Genomic DNA, 16,423 nt, shown 5'->3' on the forward strand with positions numbered 1-16,423 from the left:
CCCCAGGGTCCGCAGTTCATCGGACGGTAGCGGTCCGGGTCCGCCCCGGGGGAGACCGGGGCGGACCCTTCACCGCCCGGCCTTGCTCTTGTAGCCCCTGCCCCACTGCAGCCCCCACCCGTACAACCGGTCCAGCTCCGCCTGGAACCCGTAGACGAACCGCACCTCGCGGCGGACGAGGATCTCGTTCTTGACGTTCTCGATCATCACCACCGCGCAGGAGCGGGCCTGCGGATGGCGTTCGTCGAGGCCGATCTCGATCCGCGGGCCGCTGCTGGGGTAGAGCGTGATCATGGCCTGGGTGCGGTCGAAGGCGGGCGTCTGGTCGTAGATGTAGGCGAAGACCAGCAGGCGCTTGATGTTCTCGCGGTGGTCCAGGTTGACGTACATGGTCTCGCCCGAGCCCGAGCCGAACCGGTCGTCGCCGCTGAGCTTGACGTACGGCGGCGCGTTGACGTCGCCGAGGAGACCGCCGAGGGGCTGGACGACGCCCTTGGTGCCGTCCTGGAGCTCGTACAGGCAGCCGAGGTCCAGGTCGACGTTGACCATGCTCTGGCTGTGCCCGACGACCTCCGGCGGCTTGAGCGCCTTGAAGGGGTGGCGCAGCAGGCTCTCGCGCTGTGTTCCGCCCAGGTCGGAGGTGCGCATCCGCCAGCTCAGGTTGATCCGCAGATGGCCGGTGGCCGCGCCCTGCCTGGTCAGGGACACCTGCGACTGCCGTTTGGTCAGCTCGATGGCGTTGGTGGCCGCGTTGCCCGAGTCGAAGGCGCTCTCGCGTCCGCGCCACAGTCCGTCCAGGAAACCCATGTCCCGCCCCCACTCCGGTCGTCGAACCCCGCACGCCCCCGTTCCGGCCGCCGGGGCCCACCGGTCCCGGACGGCCGACGGGGCGGCCTCGAGGAGTGGTCCTCGATGGCCGCCCCGCCCAGAGCGTTCCTCACCCGGAGGGCCGTCACACCCCGGAGGAGATCTCGGTCTTCGTGGCCGCCTCCCCCTCGGCCGCCGCCAGCCGCTTGTTGCGGCGTACGGAGGACCAGAAGGAGGCACCGATCAGGAAGACGCCGATGAAGCCGGTGATGAGCTCGTTGACCTCGTACCGGATGGTGATGAGCAGGAGCGCGGCGAGGGCGCCGATGGCGTAGTGGGCGCCGTGCTCGAGGTAGACGTAGTCGTCCAGGGTGCCCTGGCGGACCAGGTAGACGGTCAGCGACCGGACGTACATGGCGCCGATGCCCAGGCCCAGGGCCATCAGGACGATGTCGTTGGTGATGGCGAAGGCGCCGATCACGCCGTCGAAGGAGAACGACGCGTCCAGCACCTCGAGGTAGAGGAACATGAAGAACGCGGCCTTGCCGGCCAGGGCCACCGCCGAACGGGGCTTTCCTTCCCGTGCGGCCTTCTCCTCCTCCTCGTGCTCGCGTTCCTCCTCCTCTTCGAGCTTGCCCTCGAAGAACCCGGACAGACCGCCCACGACCAGGTAGGTGATCAGACCGGCGATGCCGGAGAGCAGGACCGTCTCCGCCTTGTCGACGTGGGTGCCGCCGTGCTGGTGGGCCTGGGAGGCGAAGGCCGTCGCGGAGATCAGCAGGACGATCAGCGCGATGCAGACCGACAGCATGTCGACCTTGCCGAGCTTGGCCAGCGGCCGCTCCAGCCAGGCCAGCCACTTGATCTCCCGGTCCTCGAAGATGAAGTCCAGGAAGATCATCAGCAGGAACATGCCGCCGAACGCGGCGATCGCCGGGTGGGCGTCGGTGACGAGTTCCTGGTAACGGTCCTTGTCACTGAGCGCGAGGTCGACCGCCTCGATCGGCCCCAGCTGGGCACTGACGGCGACGATGACGACGGGGAAGACCAGCCGCATGCCGAAGACGGCGATCAGAATGCCGATGGTGAGGAAGATCTTCTGCCAGAAGGCATTCATCTTCTTCAGGATGCCGGCGTTGACCACCGCGTTGTCGAAGGACAGCGAAATCTCGAGGATGGAAAGGATCGCCACGATGCCGAAGGCGGTCCACCCCCCGAAAAGGAACGCTGCGACCAGACCGAGCGCGGTGACCGCGAACGACCAGCCGAAGGTTTTCAGAACCACTGGCTACCCCATGGTGTGTGTACGGGTCTCCCCCGCCGCCGTGATCGGCTTTACGAAACGTTGACTCCGAAGTCTAGGGCGATGCCCCGCAGCCCCGACGCGTACCCCTGTCCCACTGCACGGAACTTCCACTCGCCCTGATAACGGTAGAGCTCACCGAAGATCATCGCGGTTTCGGTGGAGGCGTCCTCGCTGAGGTCGTAGCGGGCGAGTTCCTGGCCGTCCGCCTGGTTGACCACGCGGATGAAGGCATTGCTGACCTGGCCGAAGGTCTGGCCGCGCTCGTCGGCCATGTGGATGGAGACCGGAAAAACGATCTTGTCGCACCGGACCGGCACCTTGGAGAGGTCGACCAGCAGCGACTCGTCGTCGCCGTCGCCCTCGCCGGTGAGGTTGTCGCCGGTGTGCTCCACCGAGCCGTCCGGGCTCTTGAGCTGGTTGTAGAAGACGAACCACTCGTCCCCGATGACCCGGCCGTCACTGCACATCAGTGCGCTGGCGTCGAGGTCGAAGGGGGCTCCGGTGGTGGAGCGCGCGTCCCAGCCGAGCCCGACCATCACCTGCCTGAGGTTCGGTGCGGCTTTGGACAGGGAGACATTGCCCCCCTTGGCGAGCGTGACGCCCATGATGCTGGTCCCTCCCCTTGAGGCCTGTCTTTCGTTCGCCCCGGGGACACGGGGCCCGGTGCGCACGTCTGCCGCGTCGTCGTCGGTCGCCGACCGTCCCGAGCTCTCGGCGAGCTCGGGCAGGGGGTGCCCCCCTCGCGTCGACTCCCTCCTCCGCCTCGCGGCCGCGCGCACCGGGCTCCGCTCACCGGCGCTTCGCCGGCGCCGCCCCTCGCGATCGGGCTGAACCGAAGGGCGGGCCCGGCGATGTTTCTCAGGTGGTCCTGCACGTCCGGCGCCGCACGTAAACCGTGCGGCGCCGGACAGTACGGGCCGTGCGGGCGGTCCGGTCCGGGCGTGCCCGCCCGGGCGCGGCCGTCTCAGACGTTCACGCCGAAGTCCTGCGCGATGCCGCGCAGGCCGGAGGCGTAGCCCTGGCCGATGGCGCGGAACTTCCACTCCGCGCCGTGCCGGTACAGCTCACCGAAGACCATGGCGGTCTCGGTGGACGCGTCCTCCGACAGGTCGTAGCGGGCGATCTCGGCGCCGCCGGCCTGGTTGACGACGCGGATGAACGCGTTGCGCACCTGGCCGAAGGACTGCTGGCGGTTCTCGGCGTCGTAGATGGAGACCGGGAAGACGATCTTCTCGATGTCCGCCGGGACGGTGGCGAGGTTGACCTTGATCTGCTCGTCGTCGCCCTCGCCCTCACCGGTGAGGTTGTCGCCGGTGTGCTCCACCGAGCCGTCCGGGCTCTTGAGGTTGTTGAAGAAGACGAAGTGCTGGTCGCTGCCGACCTTGCCCGAGTTGTTCAGGAGCAGCGCGCTGGCGTCCAGGTCGAAGTCGGTGCCGGTCGTGGTGCGGACGTCCCACCCCAGTCCGACGATGACCGCGGTCAGGCCCGGCGCCTCCTTGGTCAGCGATACGTTGCCGCCCTTGCTGAGGCTGACTCCCACGAGTCCTCCCTTGGTGTCCGGGGGCGGGTGCCCCGTGGTGCATTGGATGTCGGATCAACGAGTCGATCCTAGTGAGGGGTTCCCGGCCCTCGCAGGCCCCGGGCCGAAGAGCCGCGGGGTGTCGGGCGGGATCACAGCGTGTCGAGCGCCTTGACGTACTCGTCCAGGTCACGCGCGTCCGGCAGCCCGTTGACGATGGTCCACCGCACGAGGCCCTCCTTGTCGATGACGAAGGTGCCGCGCACGGCGCACCCCTTGCCCTCGTCGAAGACGCCGTAGGCGCGCGAGACGTCGCCGTGCGGCCAGAAGTCCGACAGCAGGGGGTACTCCAGCCCCTCCTGCTCGCCGAAGACGCGCAGCGTGTGGATGGAGTCGTTGGAGACGGCGAGCAGCTGGGTGTCGCGGTCGGCGAAGCGCGGCAGGTTGTCGCGCAGCTCGCACAGCTCGCCGGTGCACACGCCGGTGAAGGCGAAGGGGTAGAAGACGAGCACCACGTTCTTGCGGCCGTGGAAGTCGGACAACCGCACGGTCGCCCCGTGGTTGTCCTTGAGTTCGAAGTCGGGGGCCTTGTCGCCGACCTGGATCGCCATCGTCGTGTCCGTCCCTTCCGGGGGTTCGTTCGCGAGCACTCGCGACCACCACCCTACGCAGGGAGCAGGACACGCCGACGGACGGGCTGACGCGCGCCGTGGCGGTCAGCCCGTCCGGGACGGTGTCCGGCGGACGGGACGCCGTCCGGGGACGGACGGCCCGGCCGCGGGGCCGGGTCTACCGCTTGGACTTGGCGGCCTTGGGCGTCGCCAGCCGGCTGCCGCTCCAGTCCTTGCCCACGCTGACGCTCTTGGACGCCGTCAGGCCTGCCGTGGTGGCGGCTTCCGAGATGTCACTCGGCTCCACATACCCCGCACGGCCGGTCTTCGGCGTGAGCAGCAGGATGGCGCCGCCCTCCTCGATGTACGTGGTGGCATCCACCAGCGCATCCGTCAGGTCGCCGTCGTCGTCACGGAACCACAGCACAACGGCGTCGGCCACGTCGTCGTAGTCCTCGTCGACCAAATCACTCTCGATGACGCCCTCGATGGCCTCGCGGAGCTCCTGGTCTACGTCGTCGTCGTAGCCGATCTCCTGGACCACCTGCCCGGGCTGGAACCCCAGCCTGGCGGCAGGGTTCGTCCGCTCCTCCGCGTGGTCCGCGGTCGCGCTCACGGGTTGCCTCCTGATCATGTCTTGGGAATATCTCAGCCACGCGCGTGCGCGAAGCATTGGCCGTAGTCCACACGGGCGGGACGGATCGCGCAAGTACCCGGCCGTCCAGACCGCCGAAACGGTGACGATCCGGGCCGGGTCACCGCAACTCCAGGCACACCATCATGGCCCACAGTGACGCACACCACACTCTTGTGCCCCTTTTGGACGTTTGGGAACCGTCCATGGGAGCGAGAGTCGAATGTACGCCCACGGGTAGGAGACCCGAAGGCGTCCGCCCCACGCCGTCGCACCGATCCCGCGCCCGGACCGCGTCCGGTTACCCCGGGGTAGAGATGACGTTTGCGGCCCCGAGGTGGACGATGGGGAGCGGTACGACCCCGGCCGCACCAGTGACACGGCGACCCTCTCACGGCCCTCTGACAGGTAAGGAACAGCGTGGCTTCCGCATCCGATCGCAACCCGATCATCATTGGCGGCCTTCCGAGTCAGGTTCCTGACTTCGACCCGGAGGAGACCCAGGAGTGGCTCGACTCCCTCGACGCCGCCGTCGACGAGCGCGGCAGGGAGCGGGCCCGTTACCTGATGCTGCGGCTGATCGAGCGGGCCCGCGCCAGGCGCGTGGCCGTGCCCGAGATGCGCAGCACGGACTACGTCAACACGATCCCCACCCGTGCGGAGCCGTTCTTCCCCGGCAACGAGGAGATCGAGCGCAAGATCCTCAACGCGACCCGCTGGAACGCCGCGGTGATGGTCTCGCGCGCGCAGCGGCCCGGCATCGGGGTCGGCGGCCACATCGCCACCTTCGCGTCCTCCGCCTCGCTGTACGACGTGGGCTTCAACCACTTCTTCCGCGGCAAGGACGAGGGCGACGGCGGCGACCAGGTCTTCTTCCAGGGACACGCCTCCCCGGGCATCTACGCCCGCGCCTTCCTGCTGGACCGGTTGGGTGAGCAGCACCTGGACGGCTTCCGGCAGGAGAAGTCGAAGGCGCCGTACGCCCTGTCGTCGTACCCTCACCCGCGGTCGATGCCGGACTTCTGGGAGTTCCCGACGGTGTCGATGGGCCTCGGCCCGATCGGCGCGATCTACCAGGCGCGGATGAACCGCTACATGCACGCGCGCGGCATCGCGGACACCTCGAAGTCGCACGTGTGGGCGTTCCTCGGCGACGGCGAGATGGACGAGCCGGAGTCGCTGGGCCAGCTCTCCCTGGCCGCCCGCGAGGGCCTGGACAACCTCACCTTCGTCGTCAACTGCAACCTGCAGCGCCTCGACGGCCCGGTGCGCGGCAACGGCAAGATCATCCAGGAGCTGGAGTCGGTCTTCCGGGGCGCCGGCTGGAACGTGATCAAGCTGATCTGGGACCGCTCCTGGGACCCGCTGCTCGCGCAGGACCGGGACGGCGTGCTGGTCAACAAGATGAACACCACGCCGGACGGCCAGTTCCAGACCTACGCCACCGAGACCGGCGCCTACATCCGCGACCACTTCTTCGGCGACGACCACCGGCTGCGCGCGATGGTCGAGAACATGACCGACCACCAGATCCTCATGCTGGGCCGCGGCGGTCACGACCACCGCAAGATCTACGCGGCGTACAAGGCGGCCCTGGAGCACAAGGGCCAGCCGACGGTGATCCTCGCCAAGACCGTCAAGGGCTGGACGCTGGGCCCGAACTTCGAGGGCCGCAACGCCACGCACCAGATGAAGAAGCTCACGGTCGACGACCTCAAGCACTTCCGGGACCGGCTGCACCTGCCGATCTCCGACAAGGACATCGAGTCCGGCCTGCCGCCGTACTACCACCCGGGCCGCGACTCGGAGGAGATCCAGTACATGCACGACCGCCGCAAGTCGTGCGGCGGTTACGTGCCGACGCGCGTGGTGCGGTCGAAGCCGCTCGCCCTGCCGGACGACAAGACGTACGCGACCGTGAAGAAGGGCTCGGGCCAGCAGTCCATCGCGACGACCATGGCCTTCGTCCGGCTCCTGAAGGACCTCATGCGGGACAAGGAGATCGGCAAGCGGTTCGTGCTGATCGCGCCGGACGAGTACCGCACCTTCGGCATGGACTCGTTCTTCCCGAGCGCGAAGATCTACAACCCGCTGGGCCAGCAGTACGAGGCGGTGGACCGGGACCTGCTGCTCGCCTACAAGGAGGCGCCGAACGGGCAGATGCTGCACGACGGCATCTCCGAGGCCGGCTGCACGGCCTCGCTCATCGCCGCGGGCTCGGCGTACGCCACGCACGGGGAGCCGCTCATCCCGGTGTACGTCTTCTACTCGATGTTCGGTTTCCAGCGCACCGGCGACCAGTTCTGGCAGATGGCCGACCAGCTGGCGCGCGGTTTCGTACTGGGCGCGACCGCGGGGCGTACGACGCTGACCGGTGAGGGCCTCCAGCACGCGGACGGCCACTCGCAGCTGCTGGCGTCCACCAACCCCGCCTGCGTCGCCTACGACCCGGCGTTCGGGTACGAGATCGCGCACATCGTGAAGGACGGCCTGCGCCGGATGTACGGCGGGGACGAGCAGCACCCGCACGGCGAGGACGTCTTCTACTACCTGACCGTCTACAACGAGCCCATCCAGCACCCGGCCGAGCCCGAGAACGTGGACGCCGAGGGCATCGTCAAGGGCCTCTACCGCTTCAGCGAGGGCGCGCAGGGCTCCTTCCCGGCGCAGATCCTGGCCTCCGGTGTCGCGCTGCCGTGGGCGATCGAGGCGCAGCGGATCCTCGCCGAGGAGTGGGACGTCAAGGCCGACGTGTGGTCGGCGACCTCCTGGAACGAGCTGCGGCGCGAGGCGGTGGCCTGCGAGGAGCACAACCTGCTGCACCCGGAGGAGGAGCAGCGCGTGCCGTACGTGACGCAGAAGCTCGCCGGGGCGCAGGGCCCGGTGGTGGCGGTGTCGGACTGGATGCGCTCGGTGCCGGACCAGATCGCGCGCTGGGTGCCGGGGACGTACCAGTCGCTGGGCGCCGACGGCTTCGGCTTCGCGGACACCCGCGGGGCGGCCCGGCGGTTCTTCCACATCGACGCGCAGTCGATCGTGGTGGCGGTGCTGACGGAGCTGGTCCGGGAGGGCCACCTCGACCGGTCCGTGCTGAAGCAGGCCATCGACCGCTACCAGTTGCTCGACGTCTCCGCGGCCGACCCGGGCGTGGCGGGCGGCGACGCCTGACACCCCACGCGCACAGGGACCCGACGCCCCACGCGCACGAGAAGGAGGGCCTCCGGCACGGTGCCGGAGGCCCTCCTCCCGTTCGGTTCCGGGTCGCCCGTGGGACCGGTCAGAACATCCCGTAGCCCGGGCCGGTCGCCCCGGCCAGCCAGATGACGGCCAGGAGCGTGTCGATGGCGCCCAGGACGAGGGCGACCACGGCCGTCGCCGGGCGGGAACCCGCCCAGCTGCGGCCCATGGCGAGCCACCCGCAGACGATCGCCACGGGGCCGAGGACGATCCCCAGCACGAAGAATCCGGCGACCGCGCAGATGACTCCGATGATTCCGAGCGTCGCGCGATCCGGCCCGCTCCGTAGCCCCGTCCGGCCACGTGAGCGGGGGTGCCTGCGCGTTCCGTGTCCGAAGCTCGCCATCATCAACTCCCTGAACCCCTGGGTTGGTTGGGGGTGTTTCGGGGTTCTTCGTGATGGCGGGTACCCCCGCTTCGGCCGTGAATTCACGCCGGGCGCACGGCAGGAGGGGCGCTGCCTGCGCGCTGCCCCCCTCCGGCAGCGCGCCGCAGCCGCTGTCCTCCATGCCCTGCGGAGGACCTGACCCACTGTGACCTGCGGTGCCCTCCGGAGGGGAGGGGTCACCGCAGGGGTTCACCCTGATGGGTGAAATCGGTCCCGAATGCACCGAATCCGCACCGGATTCGCGCCGCATGTGCGCCGAATGCGCGTCGGGCGTACCTCAGATGTGGCCGACGCCCGCGCCGGCCTCCGCGTTCTCCCCGCGCTTGGCGAGGAAGGCGACCAGCACCGCGACGGCGGCCACTCCGGCGGCGACCAGGGAGGCCAGGCTCATGCCGGAGAGGAAGGTGTCGTGCGCGACATCGGTGATCTTCTCGGCGATCGGCGCCGGGGTGCCCTCGGCCACCGGAGCGACCCCCTGCTGCACGCCCTGTTCGGCCTGCTCCAACTGGGCCGGGGTGAGCTTCGGCAGACCCGCGTCCGCCCAGTTGCCCGCGAGGTCGTTGTCGACCTTCGAGGCCATCACGGCGCCCAGCACGGCCGTGCCGAGGCTGCCGCCGACCTGCATGGCGGACTGCTGGAGACCGCCGGCGACACCGGACAGCTCCAGCGGCGCGTTGCCCACGATGACCTCGGTGGCGCCGACCATGACGGGGGCGAGACCGAGGCCCAGCAGCGCGAACCAGAGCGACATCGCACCGCTGCCGGTCTCCTTGTCCAGGGTCGACATGCCGTACATGGCGAGCGCGGTGAAGGCCATGCCGCCGGCCAGCGGGACGCGCGGGCCGACCTTGGTGATCATCGCGCCGGCCAGCGGGGAGGCGACGATCATCATGCCGGTGAGCGGCAGCAGGTGCAGACCGGCGTCGACCGGGCTCAGGCCGTGCACGTTCTGCAGGTAGAAGGTGACGAAGAACAGGCCGCCCATGAAGGCGATGGCCATCAGGACCATCAGCACCACGCCCGCGGACAGCGGGACGGAGCGGAACAGCGCCAGGGGGATCAGCGGCTCCCCGACCTTCTTCTCCCAGACCGCGAAGGCCCCGAAGCCGGCGATCGAGGCGAAGACGAACGCCCAGGTGTAGCCGTCGCCCCAGCCCCACTCCGGGGCCTTGATCAGGGCCCAGACGAGGCAGAACATCGCGGCGGACAGCAGGGCGATGCCGGGGACGTCGAAGGAGCGCGGGGCGTTCTCCGCGCGGTGGTCCAGCAGGATCCACACGCCGAGGACGACGGCGAGGACGCCGACCGGCACGTTGATGAAGAACACCGACTGCCAGTTGACGTGCTCGACGAGGACACCGCCGAGGATCGGGCCGCCCGCGGTGGAGGCGCCGATGACCATGCCCCAGATGCCGATGGCCATGTTGAGCTTCTCGGCCGGGAAGGTGGCCCGCAGCAGGCCGAGCGCGGCCGGCATCAGCAGGGCGCCGAACAGGCCCTGGAAGACGCGGAAGACGATGACCGGCGTGATGCCGTCGGACAGTCCGATGGCGGCCGAGGAGGCGGCGAAGCCCGCCACGCCGATGAGGAAGGTCTGCCGGTGGCCGAAGCGGTCACCGAGCTTGCCCGCGGTGATCAGGGAGACCGCGAGGGCGAGGAAGTAGGCGTTGGTGATCCACTGGAGATCGGACCAGGTGGCCCCCAGGTCCTTGCCGATGGCCGGGTTCGCGATGGCCACGATGGTGCCGTCGAGGGCCACCATCATGACCCCTACGGCGACGGTGAAGAGGGTGAACCAGGGGTGCCCGCGCAGCCCCCTGCCCGGCGTCGCGCCCGACGGGCCCCCCGGCGCCGATCCCCCCGGCCCCGCCTTGTCGATGGTGGTCTGACCAGTCATGCGTTCGAGGCTAATGACAGTGACTGCCAGTTGACAAACGATTTCACCCGACAGTAACTGACACGACATTCCCCTTTGGCCTGAACCCGGGGAGCAGTTCGAGGAGGACCGATGGAGACCGCCGGGACCCCCGCCAGGACGGTGCCGCGACCCGGCCTGCGGGAGCGCAAGAAGCAGCGCACCCGGGACGCGCTGGTCCGGGCCGCACTGGAGCTGTTCGCCACCCGCGGGTACGACGGGACGACCGTCGACGACATCGCCGCGGCCGTCGACGTCTCGCAGCGCACCTTCTTCCGCCACTTCGCCGGCAAGGAGGAGGTGGCGTTCTTCGTCCCGCGGCTCGCGGAGTCGCACGTCGTCGAGGCCGTGCGCGGGCGCCCCCCGGGCGAGGCGCCGCTGGAGGCGCTGCGCCGGGCCGTGCTGGACGGCTGGGACGGCATCGACGAGACCGTCGAACGGCTCGTCCCCCTCGACCTGCACCTGCGGGTCCACCGGGTGATCGAGTCGACACCGGCGCTGTTCGCCGCCCATCTGCGGCGCGCGACGGAACTGGAGGAGGAACTGGCCCGCGCCATCGCCGAGCGCGAGGGGCTCGACGTGGACGCCGACCCCCGGCCGCGGATCCTGGTGGCCGCCTTCGGCGGGGCGGTCCGGGTGACGGAACGGCGGTGGTCGGCCGGGGGCGACCTCACCCTCGCGGCCCTGCGCGACCTGATGGCGGCTCACCTGGACCTGCTGGGACCGGCGCTCACGGAGAACTGGCGTACGGGCCGATCCCCGGATCGACCCGCTGAAACGTGATCCCGATCACTTGATTCACGCGAGACCCTCTCGTTCTCCTAGTGTGTCCTTTCAGTGACTTCCTTCGACACCTCCCCGCAACTGAACGCCTGGCGCGCACTGCTCGCCCTCGCCGTCGTCTTCGTGATGCTGGCGACCACCGGCTGGACGGCGCTGCGCAACCAGCGGGAAACACCCCCGCTCCAGGCCTCGCTCAACGCCTGGGGGAAGGGCCGCGTGGCCGGTCACCGGCTGCCGGACCCGCAGTCGGCGCCCGCACGGCTGGCCCGGTTCTTCGCCTCCCTCACCGAGGGGCAGCGGACGGCTCTCGCCCGCCGTTATCCGCTCGCGGTCGGCAACATGAACGGCGCACCGGTCGCCCTGCGCTACCGCGCCAACCGCATCGCGCTGGAGCAGGCCCGCGAGGTCGAACAAAAACGCGTGCACGACAGCCGCCTCACGCCCGCGGGACAGGCCCAGGCCGCCCGCCGGACGCAGCGCCTCGAGGCGCTGATGCGCCCGGGGCGGCACATCCTCGCCTTCGACCCGTCGGGCTCGGGCCGGGTGGCCGAGGTCTTCGGCGATCTGCGCACGGCCGACCGGGTCTCGGTGGTCGTCCCCGGCGTCGACACGGACCTGCTCACCTTCCAGCGCACGCACCGCGGGTACGCGGCGCCCGTCGGCATGGCCAGGTCCCTGTACGCGGCCGAGCGCGAGACCGCCCCCGCGACCCGCACCGCCGTGATCGCCTGGGCCGACTACACCGCCCCCAGCGGACTCGGCATGGACGCGGCCACGGCGATGCGCGCCGAGGACGGCGCGGCGCGGCTGAACGCGATGCTGCGCGGACTGCCCGGGAAGGCCCCGGTCTCGCTGTTCTGCCACAGCTACGGCTCCGTGGTGTGCGGGCTCGCCGCGCCCGCGCTGCCGCGACGGGTGACCGACATAGCGGTGGCCGGCAGCCCCGGGATGCGGGTCGAGAGGGCCTCCCAGCTGAACACCTCCGCGCGGGTGTGGGCGATGCGGGACGCCGACGACTGGATCCAGGACGTGCCGTACCTGGAGGTCGGCGGCCTGGGACACGGCGCCGACCCGGTGGCCTCGGGGTTCGGGGCGCGGGTGCTGTCGGCGCGGGAGGCGAAGGGGCACAGCGGGTACTTCGAACCGGGCACGGACAGTCTGCGGAACTTCGCCGAGATCGGGGTTGGCGCATACCGCGCGGTGTCCTGTGCGCACGAGGGCGACGTCTGCCGCGCGGGTTTGTCCGGCGCGGCGGCCATCGGACGCGCGTAGAGGCGGAGAAGCTGCGGTGTGCGCGGGGAGAGGACGGGAAAGCTCGTGCCGCATACGATGAGCCGCATGGGTGACGTACTGGCCGGATTTCATGCTGCCTGGGAGTTCGAGTCCGACTCCGTGCTCATCCGCTACGAACGGGGGATGCGAACACCCAAGTTGTTCCAGGCGCTCGGGGAACGGCGCGTACCCTTCGAGGCGATCGAGGGGGTGACCCTGACCCCCGGCAGGCGCGGCACCGTGGTGCTGCGCGCCGAGCCGCGGCCCGGTGCCGATCCGCTCATGGAGGCGGCCGCCGGGCAGTTGAAGGAGAGCTGCGACCCGTACCGGCTGGTGCTGCCCGCCGAACGCGAGACGCTCGCCGAGTACTACGCCGACGAACTGCGCGACCGGCTCACCGAGTCCGGACCGGCCGAACGCCATCTGGTGGCGGCGCCCGGGACACCGCGCCAGTTCAAGGCGTACGACGGGAAGGCGTCCTTCGACGGGACGTCGGTGTCCTTCCGCTGGTTCTGGACGGGAGCGTCGTCGGCCAAGTGGAAGGCCGGCGACCAGCGCTTCCCCGTCGGTGAGCTGAGCGGCGTGGAGTGGCGGTCGCCCGAGGTGTTCGAAGGGCACCTGCGGCTGCTGCACCGGGACGCGGCGGCGCCTCCCGCGCAGCCCGACCAGGACCCGGCGGCCGTGGTGTTCGGGCTCGGCTACGGGCCGGTGCACGAGTCGCTGCCGTTCGCCGCCGCCGTGCTGGCGGCGGTGCGCACCAGCGAGCCGGTGCCCGCGGTGGCCGCGGCCCCGCGCCGCGACCCCGCCGACATCGCCGACCGCATCCGCCACCTGGGGGAACTGCACCAGGCGGGGCTGGTGACGGACGAGGAGTTCTCCGTGAAGAAGGCGGAGTTGCTGGCGGAGCTGTGACGCTCCGCCGGGAAGCACCGGTTCGCCTCTGCCGGGTGCGGTTTCCGTTCGGGCGCGGGTCGGGGTGAGTTGCTCGCCCGGTCCCGGTTCCCCGCGCCCCTTCAGGCCGCCTTCACTCCCGTCCGGCGGACGTGAACGCCATGTCCGTGTAGCGGTTGCCGGCCACCTTGTCCGCGAGGGGCTCCAGGAGGGCCAGTTCCTCCTCGGTCAGGGTGATGCGCGTCGCCGCCGTGTTCTCCTCCACGCGGGTCGGCCTGCGGGTGCCCGGGATCGGGACGACCGGGAGGCCGTGGACGGCGGCCTGCCGGTGGATCCAGGCCAGGGCGATCTGGCCCGGGGAGGCGTCGTGGGCCTCGGCGACCGCGCGGACCGGTTCGAGCAGGCCCGCGTTGGCCGCCGCGTTCTCGCCGCTGTAGCGGGGCATCCGGCGGCGGAAGTCGTCGGCCGTGAGGTCCCGGGCGGCGTCGGCGAAGGAACCGGCCAGGAAACCCCGTCCGAGCGGCGAGTACGGAACGAACGCCACGCCCAGCTCACGCGCGGCCGGCACCACCCTCGCCTCGACGTCCCGGCTGAACAGCGACCACTCCGACTGCACGGCGGCGATCGGGTGCACGGCGTGCGCGGCGCGCAGTTCGTCCGCCGTGACCTCGCTCAGGCCCAGGTGCTTGACCTTTCCCTCGCGGACCAGCTCGGCCATGGTGCCGACGGTCTCCTCGATCGGCACGTTCACGTCGCGCCGGTGCATGTAGTAGAGGTCGATCACGTCGAGGCCCAGGCGCCTCAGGCTCGCCTCGACCGCTTGGCGGACGTACGGCGCGTCGTTGCGGATGATCCCGCCGGGCCGGGTCGTCCGGCGGGATCGACAGGGCGAACTTGGTGGCGACGACCACCTCGTCCCGGTGCGCCGTGAGGAAGGGGGACAGGAACCGCTCGTTCTCCCCCGCCCCGTACACGTCCGCCGTGTCGTAGAGCGTGACGCCCAGTTCCAGCGCCCGCTCCAGGGTCGCCCGGGAGGTGTCCGCGTCGGCGGGCCCGTAGGCGAAGCTCATCCCCATGCAGCCGAGGCCCTGCACGCCCACCTCGGGGCCGCCCCCGCCCAGTGCCGCCGTCGCGATCCGGTCGTTCGCCATCATGTCCTCTCCGATGCCAGGGCACGCCCGGCGTCCGCGTAGAAGCTGATCTTCCGGTCGAGTACGGCGAGGGTGCCCTGGAGCTCGGCGATCCGGGCCAGCACGTCCTCGCGGGTCTCCTTGAGCAGTTCGAAGCGCTCGGTGTACGTGTGGTCGCCGGCGCGGACCAGTTCCGCGTACCGCACCATGTCCGCGACCGGCATCCCGGTCAGACGGAGCTTGCCGACGAGGGCGAGCCAGTCGAGGTCGCGGTTGCGGTAGCGGCGCTGACCGGTGTGGGACCGGTCGATGTGCGGCATCAGCCCGATCCGCTCGTACCAGCGCAGGGTGTGCGCCGTCAGCCCGGTGAGGGCGACGACCTCGCTGATCGTGTACCGGTCCTCGCCGTCCGGCCGCCGATTCCCCTGCGGCGGTCCGGCGCAGGTCTCGGTGGTCCTGGTGTCCGTGGTCTCCGTCACCGTCATGGCCTCCACGCTAGAACCCTGGAGTGCGCTCCAAGCAAGCACACGCGGAAGAAATCGACGGACGGGGGCCCGCCCGGCTGATTACCGTGCCGTGCATGACTCTCGTACGCCGTGCGGTGCCCGAGGACGCGGAGGAAGTGCTGCGTCTGCGCCAGGTGATGATCGATTCGATGGTCCGGTCCGACCCCTCCACCGCCTGGCACGCCGACTCCCTGCCCGTGCTGCGCGGCAGGCTGGCCGAGCCGGACGGCACCTTCGCGGCGTTCGTCGTGGACCATCCGGAGCGGCCGGGCGCGCTGGCGGCGCTGGTGGCCGGCACGGTCGACTACCGCATCGGCGGCGCACGCAACCCGCGGGGCGTCGACGGCTACGTGTTCAGCGTCGCCACCGACCCGGACGCACGCCGCCGCGGATACGCGCGCGCCTGCGTGGAGGCGCTGCTGGAGTGGTTCCGCGAGCGCGGCGCCCGGCGGGTCCGCCTCACCGCGTCCGCGCAGGCCGAGCCGCTGTACGTCTCGCTGGGCTTCGAGCGCAGACCGGACCCCTTGCTGGAGCTGAGGCTGTGAGCGCTTAGGCTCGACGGCATGTCGTCGAAGAGCCTCGCACTGATCGAGAACTGGCCGGTCCCCACCGCCGCGGCGGGTGCCGTACGGGCGGACGGCACCGTCCTGGGCACCCACGGACCGACCGGCCACCGCTTCCCGCTGGCCTCGGTCACCAAGCCGCTCGCCGCCTACGCGGTGCTGGTGGCGTACGAGGAGGGCGCGATCGAGCTGGACGAGCCGGCCGGCCCCGAGGGCTCCACCGTCCGGCACCTGCTCGCGCACACCTCCGGGCTGCTCTTCGACGAGCACCGGGTCACCTCGGCGCCCGGGGAGCGGCGGCTGTACTCCAACGCCGGGTTCGAGCAGTTGGGGGACCACGTCGCGCGGGCGACGGAGATCCCGTTCGCGGAGTACCTGCGGCAGGCGGTGCTGGAGCCGCTGGGGATGACGTCGACGTCGCTGGAGAACGCCGGCTCCCCCGCCAAGGACGCCGTGTCCACGGTGGACGACCTGCTGCGCTTCGCGGCCGAGGTCCAGGCCCCGCGCCTCCTCGACCCCCGCACGGTCGCCGAGGCGATGACGGTCCAGTACCCGGGCACCAAGGGCGTCCTGCCGGGCTACGGCCACCAGAACCCCAACGACTGGGGCCTCGGCTTCGAGATCCGCGACGCCAAGTCCCCGCACTGGACGGGCGCCTCCTCCTCGCCGCGCACCTTCGGCCACTTCGGGCAGTCGGGCACGTTCCTGTGGATCGACCCCGACGCGGGCGCGGCCTGCGTGGCGCTCACCGACCGCGCCTTCGGCCCCTGGGCGATCGAGGCGTGGCCGCCGTTCACGGACGCGGTGCTGGCGGAGCTGCGCGGCTGAACCCCGCCCGCCGAGCGTCTCGATCGAGACGCT

Annotated in this window: 15 protein-coding genes and 1 pseudogene; 6 read left to right on the plus strand and 10 right to left on the minus strand. The window is 70.6% G+C overall.

Features of this window, described 5'->3' with window-relative positions; genetic code table 11:
* Positions 1–69: 69 nt before the first annotated feature.
* The 6 genes from B7L92_RS05045 to B7L92_RS05070 all read right to left on the minus strand — a co-directional run bounded on the left by B7L92_RS05045 (position 70) and on the right by B7L92_RS05070 (position 4,859).
* Positions 70–807, minus strand: coding sequence for a TerD family protein (locus B7L92_RS05045; RefSeq protein ID WP_081236275.1), 738 nt, complete (start codon positions 805–807; stop codon positions 70–72).
* Between the two features lie 145 nt (positions 808–952).
* Positions 953–2,092 (minus strand): DUF475 domain-containing protein, encoded by a 1,140-nt coding sequence (locus B7L92_RS05050; RefSeq protein ID WP_081236276.1) that lies wholly within the window; start codon positions 2,090–2,092, stop codon positions 953–955.
* 50 nt (positions 2,093–2,142) lie between these two features.
* Positions 2,143–2,718: a TerD family protein gene (locus B7L92_RS05055; RefSeq protein WP_081236277.1), complete on the minus strand. Its 576-nt coding sequence runs from the start codon at positions 2,716–2,718 to the stop codon at positions 2,143–2,145.
* A gap of 359 nt (positions 2,719–3,077) precedes the next feature.
* Positions 3,078–3,653: a calcium homeostasis/redox stress adaptation protein gene (locus B7L92_RS05060; protein WP_004988702.1), complete on the minus strand. Its 576-nt coding sequence runs from the start codon at positions 3,651–3,653 to the stop codon at positions 3,078–3,080.
* Between the two features lie 131 nt (positions 3,654–3,784).
* Positions 3,785–4,243: a peroxiredoxin gene (locus B7L92_RS05065; RefSeq protein ID WP_081236278.1), complete on the minus strand. Its 459-nt coding sequence runs from the start codon at positions 4,241–4,243 to the stop codon at positions 3,785–3,787.
* Between the two features lie 178 nt (positions 4,244–4,421).
* Positions 4,422–4,859 carry a DUF3052 domain-containing protein gene (locus B7L92_RS05070; protein WP_016826463.1) on the minus strand — a complete coding sequence of 146 codons (438 nt, stop codon included), beginning with the start codon at positions 4,857–4,859 and terminating at the stop codon, positions 4,422–4,424.
* A gap of 438 nt (positions 4,860–5,297) precedes the next feature.
* Between B7L92_RS05070 and aceE the strand changes: the two genes are divergently transcribed.
* Positions 5,298–8,045 (plus strand): pyruvate dehydrogenase (acetyl-transferring), homodimeric type, encoded by a 2,748-nt coding sequence (gene aceE, locus B7L92_RS05075; RefSeq protein WP_081236279.1) that lies wholly within the window; start codon positions 5,298–5,300, stop codon positions 8,043–8,045.
* Between the two features lie 109 nt (positions 8,046–8,154).
* On the opposite strand, the gene B7L92_RS05080 is transcribed toward aceE, so the two are convergent.
* Together B7L92_RS05080 and B7L92_RS05085 are read right to left on the minus strand one after the other, a co-directional pair.
* On the minus strand, positions 8,155–8,463 hold the full coding sequence (locus B7L92_RS05080) for a small hydrophobic protein (protein ID WP_081236280.1): 309 nt from the start codon (positions 8,461–8,463) through the stop codon (positions 8,155–8,157).
* Positions 8,464–8,779: 316 nt separating this feature from the next.
* Entirely contained in the window at positions 8,780–10,399 is a 1,620-nt protein-coding gene (locus tag B7L92_RS05085) for an MFS transporter (RefSeq protein WP_081236281.1), read from the minus strand.
* Positions 10,400–10,510: 111 nt separating this feature from the next.
* Here B7L92_RS05085 and B7L92_RS05090 point away from each other — a divergent pair, with 111 nt between their 5' ends.
* From B7L92_RS05090 to B7L92_RS05100, 3 genes are all read left to right on the plus strand, one after another.
* Positions 10,511–11,200 carry a TetR/AcrR family transcriptional regulator gene (locus B7L92_RS05090; protein WP_081236282.1) on the plus strand — a complete coding sequence of 230 codons (690 nt, stop codon included), beginning with the start codon at positions 10,511–10,513 and terminating at the stop codon, positions 11,198–11,200.
* A 54-nt stretch (positions 11,201–11,254) separates the two neighbouring features.
* The gene (locus B7L92_RS05095) at positions 11,255–12,472 is read left to right on the plus strand and encodes an alpha/beta hydrolase (RefSeq protein ID WP_081236283.1); all 1,218 of its coding nucleotides are present in this window, start codon (positions 11,255–11,257) and stop codon (positions 12,470–12,472) included.
* A gap of 66 nt (positions 12,473–12,538) precedes the next feature.
* Positions 12,539–13,384: a DUF4429 domain-containing protein gene (locus B7L92_RS05100; RefSeq protein WP_081236284.1), complete on the plus strand. Its 846-nt coding sequence runs from the start codon at positions 12,539–12,541 to the stop codon at positions 13,382–13,384.
* Positions 13,385–13,496: 112 nt separating this feature from the next.
* Here the strand turns inward: B7L92_RS05100 and B7L92_RS05105 are convergent.
* Positions 13,497–14,514: pseudogene (locus B7L92_RS05105) on the minus strand (aldo/keto reductase).
* The gene (locus B7L92_RS05110; RefSeq protein WP_081236285.1) at positions 14,514–14,978 is read right to left on the minus strand and encodes a MerR family transcriptional regulator; all 465 of its coding nucleotides are present in this window, start codon (positions 14,976–14,978) and stop codon (positions 14,514–14,516) included. The pseudogene B7L92_RS05105 and the gene B7L92_RS05110 overlap by 1 nt, the downstream one beginning before the upstream one ends.
* A gap of 95 nt (positions 14,979–15,073) precedes the next feature.
* Here B7L92_RS05110 and B7L92_RS05115 point away from each other — a divergent pair, with 95 nt between their 5' ends.
* Positions 15,074–15,544: a GNAT family N-acetyltransferase gene (locus tag B7L92_RS05115; RefSeq protein ID WP_081236286.1), complete on the plus strand. Its 471-nt coding sequence runs from the start codon at positions 15,074–15,076 to the stop codon at positions 15,542–15,544.
* 18 nt (positions 15,545–15,562) lie between these two features.
* On the plus strand, positions 15,563–16,390 hold the full coding sequence (locus B7L92_RS05120; protein WP_081236287.1) for a serine hydrolase domain-containing protein: 828 nt from the start codon (positions 15,563–15,565) through the stop codon (positions 16,388–16,390).
* Positions 16,391–16,423: the final 33 nt, after the last annotated feature.

The organism is Streptomyces viridosporus (assembly GCF_002078235.1).
GTDB lineage: Bacteria > Actinomycetota > Actinomycetes > Streptomycetales > Streptomycetaceae > Streptomyces > Streptomyces viridosporus.